20 protein-coding genes and 1 tRNA gene are annotated in these 17,611 nt (G+C 32.6%); 3 read left to right on the forward strand and 18 right to left on the reverse strand.

Translation table 11 applies throughout. The annotated features are described in order from the left end of the window. Positions 1-10: 10 nt before the first annotated feature. Complete coding sequence (locus ACFEMA_RS12565; protein WP_411768560.1) at positions 11-403, reverse strand: START-like domain-containing protein; 393 nt, start codon at positions 401-403, stop codon at positions 11-13. Positions 404-530: 127 nt separating this feature from the next. On the opposite strand from ACFEMA_RS12565, the gene ACFEMA_RS12570 reads away from it, so the two are divergent. After that, positions 531-604, forward strand: a tRNA-Met gene (locus ACFEMA_RS12570). A 506-nt stretch (positions 605-1,110) separates the two neighbouring features. Here ACFEMA_RS12570 and ACFEMA_RS12575 read toward each other — a convergent pair. The 17 genes from ACFEMA_RS12575 to ACFEMA_RS12655 all read right to left on the reverse strand — a co-directional run bounded on the left by ACFEMA_RS12575 (position 1,111) and on the right by ACFEMA_RS12655 (position 12,757). Next, positions 1,111-1,659 (reverse strand): hypothetical protein, encoded by a 549-nt coding sequence (locus ACFEMA_RS12575; protein ID WP_411768561.1) that lies wholly within the window; start codon positions 1,657-1,659, stop codon positions 1,111-1,113. Between the two features lie 93 nt (positions 1,660-1,752). After that, on the reverse strand, positions 1,753-2,169 hold the full coding sequence (locus ACFEMA_RS12580; RefSeq protein ID WP_411768562.1) for a hypothetical protein: 417 nt from the start codon (positions 2,167-2,169) through the stop codon (positions 1,753-1,755). Between the two features lie 120 nt (positions 2,170-2,289). Next, positions 2,290-2,916: a hypothetical protein gene (locus tag ACFEMA_RS12585; protein ID WP_411768563.1), complete on the reverse strand. Its 627-nt coding sequence runs from the start codon at positions 2,914-2,916 to the stop codon at positions 2,290-2,292. Between the two features lie 387 nt (positions 2,917-3,303). Then, positions 3,304-3,621, reverse strand: a complete 318-nt coding sequence (locus ACFEMA_RS12590) for a hypothetical protein (protein WP_411768564.1) — start codon at positions 3,619-3,621, stop codon at positions 3,304-3,306. Beyond that, positions 3,618-4,283, reverse strand: coding sequence for a hypothetical protein (locus ACFEMA_RS12595; protein ID WP_411768565.1), 666 nt, complete (start codon positions 4,281-4,283; stop codon positions 3,618-3,620). The genes ACFEMA_RS12590 and ACFEMA_RS12595 overlap by 4 nt, the downstream gene beginning before the upstream one ends. A gap of 255 nt (positions 4,284-4,538) precedes the next feature. Beyond that, positions 4,539-4,838, reverse strand: coding sequence for a hypothetical protein (locus ACFEMA_RS12600; RefSeq protein WP_411768566.1), 300 nt, complete (start codon positions 4,836-4,838; stop codon positions 4,539-4,541). Positions 4,839-4,929: 91 nt separating this feature from the next. Further along, on the reverse strand, positions 4,930-5,544 hold the full coding sequence (locus tag ACFEMA_RS12605) for a hypothetical protein (protein WP_411768567.1): 615 nt from the start codon (positions 5,542-5,544) through the stop codon (positions 4,930-4,932). Positions 5,545-5,695: 151 nt separating this feature from the next. Next, entirely contained in the window at positions 5,696-6,142 is a 447-nt protein-coding gene (locus ACFEMA_RS12610; protein WP_411768568.1) for a hypothetical protein, read from the reverse strand. A gap of 166 nt (positions 6,143-6,308) precedes the next feature. Next, entirely contained in the window at positions 6,309-6,983 is a 675-nt protein-coding gene (locus ACFEMA_RS12615; RefSeq protein ID WP_411768569.1) for a hypothetical protein, read from the reverse strand. Positions 6,984-7,391: 408 nt separating this feature from the next. Then, positions 7,392-8,120: a DUF6090 family protein gene (locus tag ACFEMA_RS12620; RefSeq protein WP_411768570.1), complete on the reverse strand. Its 729-nt coding sequence runs from the start codon at positions 8,118-8,120 to the stop codon at positions 7,392-7,394. Positions 8,121-8,155: 35 nt separating this feature from the next. Continuing rightward, positions 8,156-8,899: a DUF6090 family protein gene (locus ACFEMA_RS12625; protein WP_411768571.1), complete on the reverse strand. Its 744-nt coding sequence runs from the start codon at positions 8,897-8,899 to the stop codon at positions 8,156-8,158. Between the two features lie 3 nt (positions 8,900-8,902). Next, positions 8,903-9,667, reverse strand: coding sequence for a DUF6090 family protein (locus tag ACFEMA_RS12630; RefSeq protein ID WP_411768572.1), 765 nt, complete (start codon positions 9,665-9,667; stop codon positions 8,903-8,905). A gap of 24 nt (positions 9,668-9,691) precedes the next feature. Further along, positions 9,692-10,444: a hypothetical protein gene (locus tag ACFEMA_RS12635; RefSeq protein ID WP_411768573.1), complete on the reverse strand. Its 753-nt coding sequence runs from the start codon at positions 10,442-10,444 to the stop codon at positions 9,692-9,694. A gap of 1 nt (position 10,445) precedes the next feature. After that, positions 10,446-11,192, reverse strand: coding sequence for a DUF6090 family protein (locus tag ACFEMA_RS12640; RefSeq protein ID WP_411768574.1), 747 nt, complete (start codon positions 11,190-11,192; stop codon positions 10,446-10,448). 32 nt (positions 11,193-11,224) lie between these two features. After that, a complete protein-coding gene (locus ACFEMA_RS12645; RefSeq protein ID WP_411768575.1) occupies positions 11,225-11,917 on the reverse strand; it encodes a DUF6090 family protein in 693 nt (230 codons plus the stop codon). Further along, positions 11,914-12,201, reverse strand: coding sequence for a hypothetical protein (locus ACFEMA_RS12650; RefSeq protein WP_411768576.1), 288 nt, complete (start codon positions 12,199-12,201; stop codon positions 11,914-11,916). The genes ACFEMA_RS12645 and ACFEMA_RS12650 overlap by 4 nt, the downstream gene beginning before the upstream one ends. 79 nt (positions 12,202-12,280) lie before the next feature. Then, positions 12,281-12,757: a VOC family protein gene (locus ACFEMA_RS12655; RefSeq protein ID WP_411768577.1), complete on the reverse strand. Its 477-nt coding sequence runs from the start codon at positions 12,755-12,757 to the stop codon at positions 12,281-12,283. Between the two features lie 237 nt (positions 12,758-12,994). Between ACFEMA_RS12655 and ACFEMA_RS12660 the strand changes: the two genes are divergently transcribed. Together ACFEMA_RS12660 and ACFEMA_RS12665 are read left to right on the forward strand one after the other, a co-directional pair. Next, the gene (locus ACFEMA_RS12660; protein ID WP_411768578.1) at positions 12,995-16,399 is read left to right on the forward strand and encodes an amidohydrolase family protein; all 3,405 of its coding nucleotides are present in this window, start codon (positions 12,995-12,997) and stop codon (positions 16,397-16,399) included. 306 nt (positions 16,400-16,705) lie between these two features. Continuing rightward, a partial coding sequence (locus ACFEMA_RS12665) for a hypothetical protein (protein ID WP_411768579.1) occupies positions 16,706-17,611 on the forward strand: 906 nt, incomplete at its 3' end.

Raw genomic sequence — 17,611 nt, forward strand, 5'->3', positions numbered from 1 at the left:
TAATTCTATTTTAAGTAGATCCCAAGACTTGTTTTAGGCTAGAAATCATGTTTTCCCATAGCATTTTAGATTCTTCTACCTCATCTTCTTCTGCAAAATCAGTAATCATTAAAGACACATCCTTGGTGATCTCATCGACTTGAATTCTAATTTCAAAGTAATATGGTTCTAATTCCTCTTCATCGGCCATCCATCTAAACTTAATACGCTCACCGCTTTTCTTTCCTAAAAGTTTGGCTTTTTCTTCACTACCATCCCAGATAAATGTAAAAATTTCGCCTCGACTATTTACATTGTCAGCATACCACTCTGAGAGCCCCGAAGGTGTTGACACATATTGATATAACAATTGTGGTGAGGCGTGTATTGGGAATTCCATTTCGTATTTAATCCTATCTTCCATAAAAATATTATTCTGTGCTCAATATATAACATTTTGTAAAGTCCTTAAAAGATAATTCTTAAATAATTTTTTGGAATGTTCTGTTTGCTGCGATGTAATTTGTTTATATATTTGCAGCCGCAATTACGGCGAGGTAGCTCAGTTGGTTAGAGCGTCGGATTCATAACCCGGAGGTCACGAGTTCAATTCTCGTTCTCGCTACAGCAGTAAAAGCCCGGCACTGACAAGTGCAGGGTTTTTTTATGCGCTGAATTGAAGCTAGCTTCAAAATGAGAATGCATAAAAAAAGTCTGAGCAATGCTATGGCGTTGCGGGTTTTTAGTATTGTATAGCTTATCTGCGAAGAATCACTAAAGGTAATTCTCGTTCTCGCTACAGAAATAAAGGTCTAGCACGGAAGTGCTGGACTTTTTTTTATGTAATACGCTGAAGCTTGCTTTTAAGGCACATAAGTATTAAAAAGATGAAATAATGAGCTAGAGTTGTTGACTTTTATTATTTTAAATCTCCCATTGTTGAAAATCATCGATAGGTAATTCTCGTTCTTCCTACAAACGAAACACTAAGTAAGTAGTAGTTTTAGGTAATATTAAGATTGCTATTTTAAAAAATCAAAAGGTTATCAATACTTTAAAGCCAAATCAATAAGTAAATAAATATATTGACAAAAGATTAAATTGAGAGTATTTAATCGATTAGTGTGATAACTAATGATCTAAAGTACCATTGATAGCTTTTTTCTCTGCTTTATTATATTTCTCGATGATGTGCATTATATTTTTTTGATTCCCTCTAAGGGTATCAAATTCCTTTAGAATCTCAGCATTATCCTCTAATAAAGGTCTTATTTGAGAATGGGCTTTATTACCAGCAAAAAACCATCCAATGTCAGTAGACACAATATCAGAATCATCCTTTGATACATAAAAAATTGTACCATCGACTAATTGGTACACTTTTATCCTGCCCTCAATAATTCTCTTAATAAATCTCTCACCATAAATGGTTGTAATATAGCAGTCACCATCTAACCCCTTAATAGATCTTATAGTCTTTACTTCACTTGGATTAACCTTGGACTTCTTCCCTTCTTCACCCTTAATTTTAAAAATAACCTTCGACGTATTAAGCCAGTTTGTTCCTCTAATTACTTCTCCATAAATAGTATCATTACTATTTGTGACTATATATTCTTTTTCTTGAGAAAAAATACTTGAAAATGATGCTAATAACATTAAAAGTAAAGTGTATTTCATTAATCAGTTTTATTATAGAAAATGGAGATTTTGAAAAACTCTATCAAGTCTAAACGTGCGTTAAATAATTTAATAAGGGGGCATGACCATGTTTCATTCTATCCGGATTAGTGTAATTGAGTTGTCAGAATTAAATTCAAATGGTCTTTCAGAGTTGAAATTGCTAGCTAATATCATTGTGTTTTTGTCTTTAAATTTTGCAATGAATAACATGTTCATTTGATTAATAGAATCCATTATCGTCATAATTAAATCAATTTGAACAGGTTCAATATCCGAATTAATGGAATAAGTCATCGACCCTGTTTTTCCATTTATTTCAAACTCTTTTCCACCATAAACTACACCTTCAATTTCAATAGTTGCGTATCCATCATTATCAAAAATCATGTAACCTAATTCTCTGGCTTCATCTACACCTTGCCATTTTCCAATAATACTTATTTCCGATTGATTAGAGTTAAATGAGAGCAATGGAATAAGGAATAATAGTATTAAAAGTTTTTTCATAAGAAACTAATAAATTTGTTTAAAATGGGTCTTATTGGCTTTCAATTTGATGCCGTTTTTCCTAAAAACTACTTAGCAATTTTTATAGGTTTTAACATAGTAAATCTACAGTAGTAACTATTAGAAATCCTTGTCAGTTGTAATTTCGCTTTTTTCATTTTGCATCATATTAATTTTCGGCTGTAAAATCCAAATTCCAATAAAGTAAAACCATATCATAAAAAATTCTCCTGCAAAATCTGCAAAACCGACTTCCTTTTGTAATTGTACTGTCTTAAATGTTTTTGCTACAAAATACATGGAGTAGAATATTCCAAACATAGATAATAGGTGTAATGGTATAATTATTCCAAAAACTCCACCTATATACGCAACATTAGGCTCATTTCCACTTTCCATGATTCCACCAAATAAACCAGCAATAAAAATAGAAATGCTAAGTATATACACTAATGGTATAAAGAAAAATATTTTAAATTTCTTAGTTTTCATTTTTATGTTTACTGGCACTTTTCCCTGTAAGCCAATTGCAATCGACCAAAACCAGCCAAAGAATAGTCCCATGTAGAGTAGCATTACAATTGGAAACAATTTAAACAAGTTAAAAAAGGTTTCTGGGTTTGGATTACCATTTGCACCTATATTCGCAAACATAGAAATCATAATGAATATCTGGAATACTATAGGAAGACCAAACATTAGTGTGAATAATTGCCAATGCTTAGCTTTTAAAAATAGTTTTATCATTTATATAATTTGTTTGTATTACTATCAACAGATTTGTAAAAGATCATCAAAAGGAATAAACATTAAATTTATAGAATACAAATTAATTACAAAACTCACAGGGATTTATTTGAGTAAACTTAAACAGGCAATTAATTTTATTCTTCATTTAGTTAAAGTGATTTTCGCTTTAGAAATCGAGTTAATAACTCTTAATAGATTTAAACGAATTCTAAAATTTCATTTGCGAATATTTTGATTTAATTTATCGTATTCTACTTGTTTTTAATTCTACATAAACATCTTGATTCCCGTGATATTTCTCGCCAAATTTTATTTCTATATCGTAGTCAATTCTATACAATTTAAGAACTTCATCAATTCTTGACTTTTTGTTTTTAGCAAACTCTAATTCCTGTCGAATGAGTTACTGTAATATTCTGTAATCATGGCAGAAACCGGTGTCTCAGTTCTGTTATAGTAGGAAATTGATTTTATTAACTCGCCTGCTTTATAATATTCTTCATATACTAAATGTCCGTTTCGACGTCTACCCTCAGCAATGCCAGTGAAAATTGAATCGTTAGAAATTTTGAACGCCAAATCACCGTTGACATACAATTCTTCAAATTTTAAGGTGACTTGTGAATATAAAAAAGAAGTGAGTAAGAAAAACCCAATGCTAAAAATAAATTTAGTTTTTTCTAAAATTACATTCAACATCATTTCATTAATTTCATTTGAAATTTTGTGGCATCAAAGGCCATCTCTAAACCACGTAGATTAGACTCTGATGAATTGGTTACAAAAAGTTCATTTATATATTCTTTCTGCTTTTCGGCCATGTCATCATCTCCTTTGTAAATTTGATACTTCAATAGGATTAAATTAGCCATAATTTTATCTGATACGCTCAAATCGCTTTGGCTTAGTATGTCATCTATTGTTTTTGTGATCTCAGAATCATTATCAGACAACTCATCTAATAGGTAGGCATTAGCCAAATCCGTTTGGCTCATTTTAGAATAGTCATTCTGATCAGACATATCCTTTCTATAGGTCATTTTGTTTCCATTGAGAAAATACCATCTGGTATAAGAATCATTCTCTCGCTTTATTTCTTTTTCGAACATTTTTTCCTTTACACTCCAATTTGTAAAGGCAATCAATAGTTCATTACCATCATCTGTTTTCCAAATTGCAAACCTTATTAAATAATTATTCTTACCAGGTTTTTCTATTTCAATATCTAAATTGTTTTCTACTGAAACATATGTTTTCAATGCTTTCAATATTGATGAAACATCCTCAGGAGTAGCTTCAGGGAATAAATTCTCTCTTAAAAACAAATCGATATAGAGATAATGAGTCAAATAGAAATTATCCATTTTCAGGTAATTTACTTCACTAAGGTTACCTGATTTTATTGTAATTTTTTCGGATTGAGAAAATCCAATATTTGCAGCGGAGATCAAAACTATTACTAAAAGTACTTTTCTATACATATTGCTCATGTTTAAATTCTATTTAACTGGTGGTGTTCATTCAGCTGAGAGTTGTGCACTAAAATACTTAAAACTATTCTAAACATAATTATGATAAGATTTTAGAGAAAAAAAGTCAGTTCTTTACAACCATAACCTTTATTGCATGTCGGATTTTATTAGTTCATACATTTGATCAAAACTATTTGCCAATTTAACAAAATCTTCTGCCCAACCGTTCGGTATCGATATTTCTTGAAATGTTCCTGTTGGTAGAAAGTAAATTTTATATTTTTCTAATAGTTTAAGATTTCCACCTTCGAGCTCCTTGATGTCAGAATCTAATTCTTCCTTTAGTTCTTTTGCGTCATTATACTTTGTCCAAGCTACATCTGTATGATCCGTTATTCGCGAACGCACATTCTTTATTATTTCTATTATAAGTTGATTATAAGTCATGTTGGATTTGTATAGTCTTTAGAATTTTCAAATGGATATGGACGTATTCGAATTAATAGCAATTACAGTTATATATTGTTTTAAACAAACCTTAGGCAATTCTTTCAATTCGGCAATTTTCACATTCTGGATGAGAAAGAACAAAGTCATTAATCGAACTCTTAATGTGTTCGAATGAATCTCCGTAAAAGTAAAGTCCAGTTTCTGTGTTACCTTGCCAATATCGAAGAGTATTGTCCTTTATTTCAGCTAATCTTCTTATTTCAACAGCCAAAGCTTCAGAATCGGAGCTTTTATAAACTTCATCCGATAAATTTATTCCGTCGAGATATATCCCTAATCCCTCTTTTTTACCAAATTCTAGTTTTTGTTCTATTTTCTCGATAGTTAGTCTAGAACCTTTTGGCGCACCAAGTTCTTCTAACTTTTCGATAATCGATTTTATTTGGATATCATCAATTTCATTAGAGTTTAGTTGGATTTCAACATCACAATATTCTAATTCTCCAGATTTCAATTGCATAGTTCCTCCACCTGTCACCTCACCAATTCCATTTGCCTGAAGAAATTTATCTAACGGATCTTCATAAATTTCTCCTCGGTCGATTGGCATTACCTTATCATTCAAGGTCGCAACGATAAAATTTCCAGAGTCTTCTGCTTCTTCACTTCTGTCTATTCCAAAAAGTTTTTTAATGAAGTTCATATGTTTGTTTAACTTGTTTTACAGCGGTCTCGTATAACCGTCAGTTACGGCTTAAAGTTAAACAATCTTAAGGCAGAGATCGACTGTAGCAATTCCGAGTGGATTCGGATGTAGTCAAAATCCACTGTAATTGCGGTTATACAATATTGTGCTACGTTTTTATTTCTTTTTTAAATTTTGTAAAAACTTCATCGTATTCAAGTACCTCAATTAATTTTTCGAGTACTAATTCCGCCATTTTTAAATCACGAATGACCAAATAGAAGTCAAAATCCTCTCTACCAATAATAACAAGCAATTTTGTAGAATCATTATATTGATAGTCAAAGTCAGGATTATCCGCAGGAATAAGGTTTTCAGTTTTTAAAAGTTCGAATCCTTTAAATATTTCTAAGATTTTCTGAGTCTCATTTGAGTTAATCGAATAGGTGTTTTTATCTTTTCCATTAGTCTCTAAAACAATATTCAGTTGAGTTTTTGTAGAAAAGAACGAAAATAAAAGGTTATCTTTTCGCTTAGACAATAATTCGTAACTGTTATCAGAATTCGAATTTTGCGAAAAAGCCGTCAGACCTAAAAATCCAATTAATAAAATCAATAATATTCTCATTTTCTCAAATGTAGCACAACAACCGAATATAGTTATTAACTATATCCTTCTTATATGGTTTTCCTCAAAGCTAAATAAAACATCAGAATAACCCTTCAACAAAATTCATTTTAGTAGGTTTGAATTATTATTAAAGTGAACACAAGCCGAACAGCTATTTTGTTACTATTATTTTAAATCTACCCTCAGTAATTTCTATAACATCCGAGCTGTCATCATTGTTAAATAGCGTAACCGAAAACTCGCCTTCAATTAGTTGACTTTGAGTCACTAGGTCACCTAATAAAAAACTATTGTTTTCTTGAGAATCTGTGATTTTAAATGTATTGCTTGATGCAATAGTTCCATAAGATTCATAGTAGTTATCACCGTTAGCTATTGGCGCATATTCTATTCCGATTTGCCCCATTGTTCCCCCATCATTATCATCTACCGCATAATCATAATCGTCAACCGGAAACAAACTATTGAAGACATCAGTAGAACTTTCGGTATCTGAGCATCTGTAAAACCTAATAAAATTAATTCCGATAAGTGGTTGGGAATCTTCATTTTCAAAACCAGGGTAAATAGAAGACCCATAACTTAACTTATAGTCCAAACCTTGATCTGCACTAAATGAACATGTGGCAGACTCTAATGGTATATTTGAAATGATTTGGTAATTAAATGTTGTATCGTCTATACGTTGACCATATATAAAATCATCTCCGTTTAATTTACCAGAAACAAAATACAAATAGTCCGAACTATTAAAATTGGTGTTTGGATTTGGTTCTGAGTCATCATTACTACACCCAAACCCAATAACTGCAATAATTAACAGCATACATAATTGTCTTGATTTTATCATTTTTTATATTTAATATTAATAGCGTTCCTTGTATGGCATATAAATGATATGCATAAATATTTTCTTATTGAAATCGAAATATAGTGAATTACTAATAATTAGATTGAAAATCTTTTAATGATTGTTAATTTATAATATAATCGTTTTTATCTGTAATTGCCATGGTTCTGAACCCATATAAACTCTATCATCAATAGTACATTTATAAGATTATATTCTTTTTTCAGGATGCATCAAAACCTTAAGAACAGGCTGCTCCTAGGTATTTCTCCTATGTTTAATTGATATAAACGTAAATTCCAAGACTAAAAAAATTAACTTATTAATCTAAAACTTTCATCTTTGATAAATAACTGAAATAATATTATATGGGCAGCAGTTATTTCAATTCCTAGTACACTCTACCTTTAGTTTTTGATACACAGATTCCATTTCTTTACGTATGTTACTGTAATGTTGTTTTTCGCGTTCGCTCATTGTTACAAAAAACACTAAATCATTTTGAAATTGTCTGTAATATTTTGAGTCACTATCTAAATGCCAATTATTAATAGGCAAGGTCTGTAAAATTTCAGGACCTAAGGACTTGGCTACGTAATCAAAATACTGATGTCCAAATTGATTAACGTCATCATATAAAAACGCTCTTTCCAAGCTTTTTGAGCGATTGATTTCTAGTTGATAAAGCAGTTTATCTAGCTCACCATAATATCTCACTAAATCATTCTTTAAAGCATCCTTAGTTAATAAATTTAATTTTCCGGATGATATTAAATCCGTCATAGCCACTTTGCTCGGCACAAAGGCATTAGTTCTTAAGCCTTGGAGATAGCCATTTACCAAATAGGTTTTATCCTTGCCTTTAGAGTTTAAATCTAATAGGAGTCTTTTACTGACAGTAATTTTATACTCAGATTCTTTATAAAGCTCGGCAATGTTCACACGATCCAATTCAAAGTCTGAAAGTAGTTTACAATAATACTGAGATTCTGTAATATTGTTTTTTCTGTCTTCATTCCAGTTATTAATTGAGAGCGCGATTAAAATTCCAATAACCACAAGGATAATTTCGCCAATAGCGTATTTAAAATACTTTCCAGTCTTATTTTCCATAAGCACGTTTTGTCTAATTTTTCTAAAGAATTTTATCATGGACTAAGTTCGTTTTCTATTTGGCCAATAAGCAAATTCATCGTCTCTATTACAAAATCCATTCGGTATATATAGTTTTCATATTTATCCTCTTCTAAGGCTATTAAGGATATAAACGAAGGATGTTCTAATACGTTATCCACTTTTATCCTTCCATAAATTTCTAGTGTACCATCTTCTTCCTTTACAATGACTTCCTTCAATATGTCATTTTCGTATTGCTGTTCTAATGCTACGCGTTCATCATTATATTTATTTATGAACGAGCTAAATCCAGGTAAGATCACTTCATAAGTTTTAATAATTCGCTTTCTCAATTCTTTATTCCTAATCAATTCAAAACCTGATGATTTTAAAGCATCATAAGGACCGCTATCGTATCTAAAAATAACATCTCGTTGCATAGCTCTGATATATATAATTAAGGTGTCATTTGGTAGATTCTGATTTTCATAGGTCGCTTTTTTTAAATACTCTAGACCTTTGTTCTTAATTGCAAAACGAGGTTCAAAAACCTCAGAATACAAATCTAAATTGTCTTCTAAGGATGTTTTTAAATCCACTAAAATTTCTCGTTCCCTTACACTATCCTTTGCTTTTTCATTCCAATTATTAATAGATAGAGCTATTAAAATACCTATAACAACAAGGATAATTTCGCCTATGGTATATTTAAAATATTTTCCGGTTTTGTTTTGCTCCATAAGGTCGTATCGTATTTTTCGAAAGAATTTAATCATTGGTTAGTCTTCAATTTCAACATCTATTTGTTCTATTAATTCTAGCATAGTTATTTTTAACATATTATATGCCGTTTTCTGACCCTCCAAATTATATAATTTTTGACGTAACATATTTAATACAAAAATCTCATTTCTATAGTCTTCAATAGTTTTAGGTGGGATTTTAGACTGCATTATATCAACCCTTGTAAAATCATCATACCCAACTAAGCCTGGTGTAGCTTGTGGAGTATGATCGAAATTTAATATAAAGGGGGCTATAATATTTCGTGTATAATCTAACATAGCAGTATCCCAACCTTGGTATCTGTAATTGTAATATACTGTAATAGAGTCCGTTAAATTTTGGTTCTTTATATACTCGATTTGACCAGATGATATAATATTATTGAATGTTGTTTTATTTTGGTCAAACGAACTGAGATTAAGCATAGACTCTAAATTTTCACGAAATGCCTCAATACTTGCTTCTTTCTTATCTAGCATCACGTCTATGCAAAATTTCAGTTCTTTAGTATTTTTGTCAATCAAATCAATTTCAAGTGACACTTGATTTATATCGGAAGAAATGTCAGTGCGCAAACGCTTTAAAATAAACTGCTCTTGGATGGCTTCCTTTCTACTCTCGTTCCAGTTATTAATAGAAAGGGCTATTAAAATACCTATTACTACAAGTACAATTTCGCCTATGGCGTATTTAAAATATTTTCCGGTTTTGTTTTGCTCCATAAGGTCGTATCGTATTTTTCTAAAGAACTTTATCATTGGTTATAATTAAAGTTTAAACTATTATAAATGATATTCTTTTTTAATTTCTTCAATTAAAATTTCACCCTGAGTTTTAAATTTTTTCAGTTTATTACTATATCCTCTCCATGATCCAGCGTATCTATGTAAGTAGTTTTTAAACATATCATCTTCAAAAATCATATTTGCAAATGTGGTTCTAATACCATGGATTCTATAATCTACTCGTATTCCTTTTTCAACGATATAGGTTTGTAATTGCCACCACCATTTATTAAAAGCTTCTTTATCAATTTCAATTTCATATAGATGTTCCGAATACAACAATGTAAGTGCTTCTGTTAGCTCATTATTTAGCTCGTAATTAAGTTCTATTTTAGATTCTAGTAACCTAATTCCAGTGTCAGTAATCTGAATATCGGGAAATCCAGTTGTTGAATTAAAATATTTATTAAAATACTCCAGATTTGTTAAAAGCGAATCACTATTAACCTCACCTTTAAGAATGTTTTGCAGTAAAGGATAAAAATTATCCTTTTTTTCAATATCGCGTTCAATCTCATTAGCAGAATTTTCAAAATCTTTAACAATTCGAGCATAAATATTTCTGATTTGCTTTTTTTCTAGTTGCTGCTGATTCCAGTTATTAATTTGAAGAGCTATCAAAATTCCGATAACCACAAGTACAATTTCACCAATGGCATAAAGTAGATATTTACTGATTTTGCCTGCCCGTCCCGTAGACGGGTTTTCAGCAAGCATTTTTTGGCGAAGGTGTCGAAAGAACTTGATCATACTATTGTTTATTTAATGCTGCTACGATATCCTTTAGTAGCACTTCTGCAGCATTTTTAGCCAGAATTATAAATCCTTTATTAGTCTTCATTTCAATAAGATGTAAACTAACTGCATTAACGATTTCAAACGCTTTTACAGGGTTGTTAAGATTATTTTCGAATTCAGAATTTAATCTACTTTTTAGAAGTTCTTGGTCAATTTTTTCAAGAGGGAAACCAAGACCTTCAGGGTTAATCATCACTGAAGCTTTAATAATTGGAAATACTTGATCGTAATAAACCTTTTCAACATTATTACTTACTTGGGACTTTGTTTCTTCAGAGTATTGGTAATACGCGATTATTTTTGACCTGATTAATTTATCGCGAATTAAATTTATCTGACCAGTAGTATTGAGTTCATTAAATGTTGTTTTTGCCTCAGGATAATCTAAAGTGTAGATCATAAAGTTCAATTTATGGTTGATACTGTCTATTTCAGTCAATTTTCCAGTGACACTGAATTCAAAAATAATCGTCTCTGCTTTATCAATTATGAAGTCAAAAATGTTAAGTCTTCCATTAAAGGAAGCGATTTGACTTTCTAAATCAGTTTTAAGTCCAACTAAATACTCTTGTTCTTTGTCTTTATTTATTCTGTTAGTATTCCAAGTATTAATTTGTAAGGCGATTAAAATACCAATAACCACAAGCACGATTTCGCCTATGGCGTATTTGAAATATTTGCTTGTTTTTCCAGTTTCCATAAGGTTTAGTCTTATATGTCTAAAAAACTTTATCATTTAGTGTTTTTTAGTTCTTTGTCAATCTGAGAAATAATATCTGTAAGATCTTTTTTGTTTTTGACAAATGTTCTCGAATAATAGAAGTTTTTTGATTGAAAAAAAATATTAAGATCAGCTATTAAATATTCATCTGTTAAATCGCTTATATTTTTATAGGGTCTATAGGTTATTATGTGAGCATACTTATAGTTTAAATCTGATGATTGTTGCCTAAGAATTTCAAATAGATTTTCATTAGTAGGTACATTAAAAGTATAGAATTCTTGAATATTTGAAAAAAGGGTGTCATTTGTTATAAGATCAGAATTGCCATTTGAAATCATTCCATCGAAGGCACTAGTACTATATCGAAATGGTGCCATATAGTTAAATAATGTTTTATATGACACTTGACTCATAGCATCAATGTCTGCAAAGGGAGGTATTTCATCATTTGGGTTAAATGAAGGAAATACTCTTTTAAAGTACATAATATGCCTTTCCCAGGGTGTTTTATAACGAGCCATATCCTCTAAATCATCAAGCATATCCGAACGAATTGCTTCCAAAATAGTGATAGCCTTCAGTTTTTCTTTTTGAGCTTCATTCCAATTATTAATTGAAAGTGCAATTAAAATACCTATAACTACAAGAACAATTTCACCAATGGCATATTTAATGTATTTGCCTGTTTTATTCTGATTCATAAGATTGTATCGGATTGTTCGTAATTTCCGTTTGCAGATGTATGATAAAATTTAACTTGTTGATGAGAGAGTGCCTTTTTGGTTTCTTTATCAATAAATGTTAGACAGAGTATAAGTTTTTCTCCAGGTTCATTTTTATTTGCGATTTTTAACTTATTCTCACTTGGTAAATTCTGGTAATCACTATGGATACTGATTTCCGCTTCTGATAGTTCAGCAATGGTTCTATCTATAGAGCAAGTAACTAAGAAAAGAGAAAACACAACTATAATTAACCGATTCATCTTTTATAATTTTAATTATTTACAATAACGTCGTCTGTAACGACTTCTCAATGCAATATAGCTCCATGCTCTAAGTTATCTATTTTTCAAAAATTTGAATCCTGTTTCCATCAGGATCTTTAACGATTAGCATTTTTTTGTTTACTAAAGGATCTATAACTACGTTACCATGAAATTCAACATTTAACTCCTTTAAATGTTCAACCCATGCATCAAATTCAGAAACTATAAAACCGAACTTAAAAAACCCATTGATCTTTGAGCCTTTCGGATAATTTTCCAATACATTCTCAGGAGTTAGTGCTGATTTAAGCTCTAACAATTCAACCAATATGTTATCGCATTTCAAATTAGCTTGTTTAAATCCTCTCTCTTCAGATTCAACATTACTCAACACCTTAAACCCAAAAACATTAGAGTACCAATCGATGGAAGACTCAATATCACTTACTATTATCGCTGAGAAATAAGCTTCTGGACTTGGTAAGGGTTTGTCTTGAGAGAATCCTTTAAAAGAAATTAGAATAATGAAGATTAAGATAACCTTGTCTTTCATTGTCATTGTATTAGCAAGATAAAGTTAAACTAGATTCGCATACTATTTCCCTATTAAATGTTAATTCAGCATTTAAGCATGTGCTTTTTTATCATGCTTAAAATTATTTAAATAGACAAAAGCAAAATTGTCTTTTTGGACCACATCTAATAGAACGTTAAAATGAATGTATTTAATTACTCATTTAATCCAATTAACTAACTTAGAGCACTTAATTTTCAAAAACCAACACATTTTATGAAAACTCAATTGCGCTATTTAACCATTGCAGCCCTATCCCTTTTCTTAATGCCTAACCTACTAAATGCTCAAGATTCTGAAAAAAAAGAAGCAGACTCTACCAAAAAAGCAACTAAAGAATTACCCTTAGAACCAGAACGCAAAGTACAGTTTACTACTGATAAAGGGACCTGGATATCTGTTGATGTCAGCCCTGATGGAAAAACCATTATGTTCGATATGATGGGGGATTTGTACACTATTCCTATAAGTGGTGGCACCGCAACGCGTGTTACCGAAGGCATGCCTTACGATGTGCATCCAAGGTATAGCCCAGATGGCAAGTCCATTGTGTTTATTTCGGATAAGAGCGGCTCTGATAATGTGTGGACTATGGATTTAGAAACCAAGGAACAAACACAGCTCACTAAGGACAAAAATAAATATCATGTTTCTGCAGATTGGAGTCCAGATGGGCAATATATAGTAGGCACAAGAGGTCGTAGAAATATTAAACCCTTTATTGTCCATAAAGATGGAGGTTCTGGTGCGGATATTTTAAAGGAACCTAAAGGACGTAAATTAATAGACCCAGCATTTAGTGCAGATGGCAATCATATCTATTTTTCAACCAGAAATGGTGCTTGGAATTATAACGCACAATTGCCGCAATACCAAATTATGAGTTACGACAGAGAAGATGGAGATACGCAAACCATAACATCGCGATATGGTTCTGCTTTTACCCCTACCTTTTCTAACGACGGAAAGTATATGGTCTATGGTAGCCGATTTGAAGAGCACACAGGACTCGTTTTAAGAAATCTTGAAAATGGAGATGAGCGTTGGTTAGCATACCCAGTACAAAGAGACGAGCAGGAATCTATTGCGCCTTTAGGTGTACTCCCTGCCATGTCATTTACACCAGATAATAAAAACCTGATCGCTTCGTATGGCGGAAAAATATATTCCATTTCAATAGCAGATAACAAGGCGACAGAGATTCCTTTTAAAGTCAATATTGATTTGGATATGGGACCGATGGTGTCCTTTAAATACCCAATTGATGATGCTGAAGAAGGTTTAGTCACACAAATTAGAGATGCCGTACCATCACCAGATGGAAAACAGATTGCTTTTACAGCACTCAACAGACTATATGTGATGGAATTACCAAATGGCACTCCAAAACGATTGACAAAGCATAACTTCACAGAAGCCATGCCAACCTGGTCTCCAGATGGTAAGGAAATTGCATTTGTGACATGGAATAAGGATCAAGGCCATATATATAAAGTGAATGCTTCTGGCGGTAACCCAACCAAGCTAACCAATGAATCTGGTATTTATTCAGATCCAGCTTGGTCTTACAATTCCAATCGTATTGCCTTTACAAAAGGAACCACCCAGACTTATATTGATGCTATTGGACCAAGAGCTGCCAGAGCACAAGAGGATTTAGCGTGGATTTCTTCAAGCGGAGGTAAAATCAACATCATTGACAAATCCAAAGGACGAAACACTCCTCACTTCACAAAAGTAAATGATCGCATTTATCTAAATCATGGCTCAAAAGGTTTGATTTCTTTGCGTTGGGACGGAACAGATGAAAAAGAGCATTTAAAGTTAACAGGAATTAAAACGTATGGGTCTTCTGATGTCTTCGGAATTGAGCACGATATCCTTCATGCTTCCTTACCAACACATGAAGAAGGTTGGAGAGAAAACAACACAGCCTCAAGACCAACAGTCATCAAAATATCTCCGGATGGTACACACGCCCTGGCTAAAATCAATAATGATGTGTATAGTGTTATTATTCCGATGATTGGTGAAACACCTTCTATTTCTGTAGCTAAAGCAGAAAATGCTGCGTTTCCTGCTGATAAATTAACGGTTATGGGTGGAGAATTTCCTGCATGGTCAAGCAATAGCAAAAAAGTACATTGGTCTCTAGGGGCAAGTCACTTTATCTATGATCTTGCAGAAGGAAAAGCCTTTGCAGACAGCTTAAAATTAGCTAAGAAAGCAGAAAAGGAAATGAAAGAGGCTAATAAAGAGTCCGATTCAACCAAAACTGATGAGAAGAAAGAAAAGAAGGACACGCCGACCTTTAAGGCTGAAGAATATAAAGTAAAAGTGACCTACAAGCGCTCTATCCCAAAAGGAAAAGTGTTGTTAAAAGGCGGACGAATTATCACCATGAAAGGTGAAGAGGTGATCGAAAACGGAGATATTCTTATTGAAAACAATCGAATCATCAACGTCGGTGCTTCGGGAAGCTTTTCTGTACCTTCAGATGCTAAGGTTATTGATGTTTCAGGTAAAACCTTAACCCCTGGTTTTGTGGACACCCATGCTCACATGTGGCCAAATTGGGGGATTCATAAAAATCAAATTTGGATTTACTCTGCAAACCTTGCCTATGGGGTGACGACTACGCGCGACCCACAAACGGCGAGTACTGATGTACTAACCTATTCAGATATGGTCGATGCCGGAATGATGCACGGACCCAGAGTGTATAGCACAGGACCAGGTGTTGGTTTTTGGGCTTATAATATTGAAGATTATGACCATGCCAAAGAGGTTTTAAAACAATACAGTGAATATTACGATACCAAGTCTATAAAAATGTATTTAGTGGGTAATCGTCAACAGCGTCAATGGGTCATTAAAGCCTCAAAGGAATTAAAACTGATGCCAACCACTGAAGGAGGTCTAGACTTTAAACAAAACATGGTGAATCTTATAGATGGCTACCCTGGTCATGAACACTCATTCCCTGTATATCCAATATATGATGACGTTATTAAAACTGTAGTAGAATCTCAGATGGCCGTTACTCCTACCCTTTTAGTGTCTTATGGTGGCCCATGGGCTGAAAATTACTTTTATTCAAGAGAGAACCCATATAGTGACAAGAAACTTCAATATTTTACACCGTATGAAGAATTAGCCCAAAAATCTAGACGTCGTCCAGGATGGTTTATGGATGAAGAACATGTGTTCCAAAAACATGCTGAATTCATGAAAGATTTAATTGAAGCTGATGGTATTGGCGGAGTTGGTAGTCATGGCCAATTACAAGGACTAGGCTTTCATTGGGAGCTATGGTCCATTGCCAGTGGTGGCATGCGAAATATTGATGCCCTAAAAATTGCGACGATTAAGGGTACTGAAGCCATAGGTTTAGACACGGATTTAGGAAGCATTGAAACAGGTAAAATTGCCGATATATTGATCATGAGCAAGAACCCACTAGACGATTTACGGAACACGAATACGTTGACCCATGTGGTTAAAAATGGAATCGTTTATGATGCCGATACGCTAGATGAAATTGCGCCTCAAGAAAAGAAAGCGGAACCCTTTACCTGGCAGACCAAACGGCCAAAAAATATCCCAGGAATTAAGAACTAATTCATAAAATGCATTGTTTGTACGAAAAGACTCCTAAAATAGGAGTCTTTTTTGATTCAATTTATTAACAAAATGATAGATTTATAAACACAAATAAACTTCACAACCCCTTGAATTGATGGAAATTACATCTTATGCTAATAAACTCGTAGTTCACCGATAATATTTCAAACATGGGGTTTCCCTATGTACTTTTACTATACCCTCAAAAGATACGATTAATAGCAAACTAAAATTTAAACTGCATAACCTAGCGGAAACGCTATGGTGTATTGCTTTGTTTTATGAAATTTAATTTGCCTACGTATGAAGAAATTTTACTTTGTTTTATTATTCTTTTTTCTTGTCATATCTAGTCCTGCCCAAGTATTTTCAGGTATTTATGATGGCTTTGTTGTTATAGATAGCGGCTCAGGTAATAATTATTATGATTTAAATCCTAGTACCCAAACAGGTAACTTTGATTTTAACGGAACTAACTTAGGTACTTTTTTACCTGGAGATGTCCTAATATTAAATGGTGCAGAAGTTAATACAGCTAAATGCAATCCTGATAATGTATTAAGTTCAGCATTAAATTATAGGATATACGAGCAGTCTTCAACTGCTCCAGTCTTTTCCTCTACAAATATTTCTTTTGATTTTGATAATGGTAACGCAAATCATTTTGATTGTTTCCCTGCCTTACAACAGAGATGGACTACCACTAGTTCAAATATTGATATATTAAACTCTCTGCCATCAGGTGATTATTATTTAGAAGTATTTCTGAGTTCTGAAGTAGATTTTACGTTTGATAATATTTCAGACACTACTCGATTTTACAGCAATAGTTCATTAAACTACAGAGCTTCATTTAGAGTTGATAACCCGCCTTCTGCAATGTGCCAAGACGTGACTCTAGTTTTAGATGGTACTGGCAACGCAACGCTTACAACAGGTGACGTTGACAATGGTAGTTCTGATGATTTTGATGGAGGTTCCTTAATCTATTCTTTAGATAGAACAGCTTTTAGTTGTGCTGATATCGGCACACCAGTCACTGTTACTCTAACGGTTGAAGATTCTCAAGGACAAACGGATACGTGTACAGCTCAAATAACTGTAGAAGATAATATAGACCCGACTGCGGTTTGCCAAGATGTAACTATTCAACTTGATGCTGCTGGTAACGCTTCTGTTACTGCCGCTCAAGTAGACAACGGATCCTCC

The organism is Winogradskyella sp. A3E31, from assembly GCF_046720935.1.
Lineage (GTDB): Bacteria > Bacteroidota > Bacteroidia > Flavobacteriales > Flavobacteriaceae > Winogradskyella.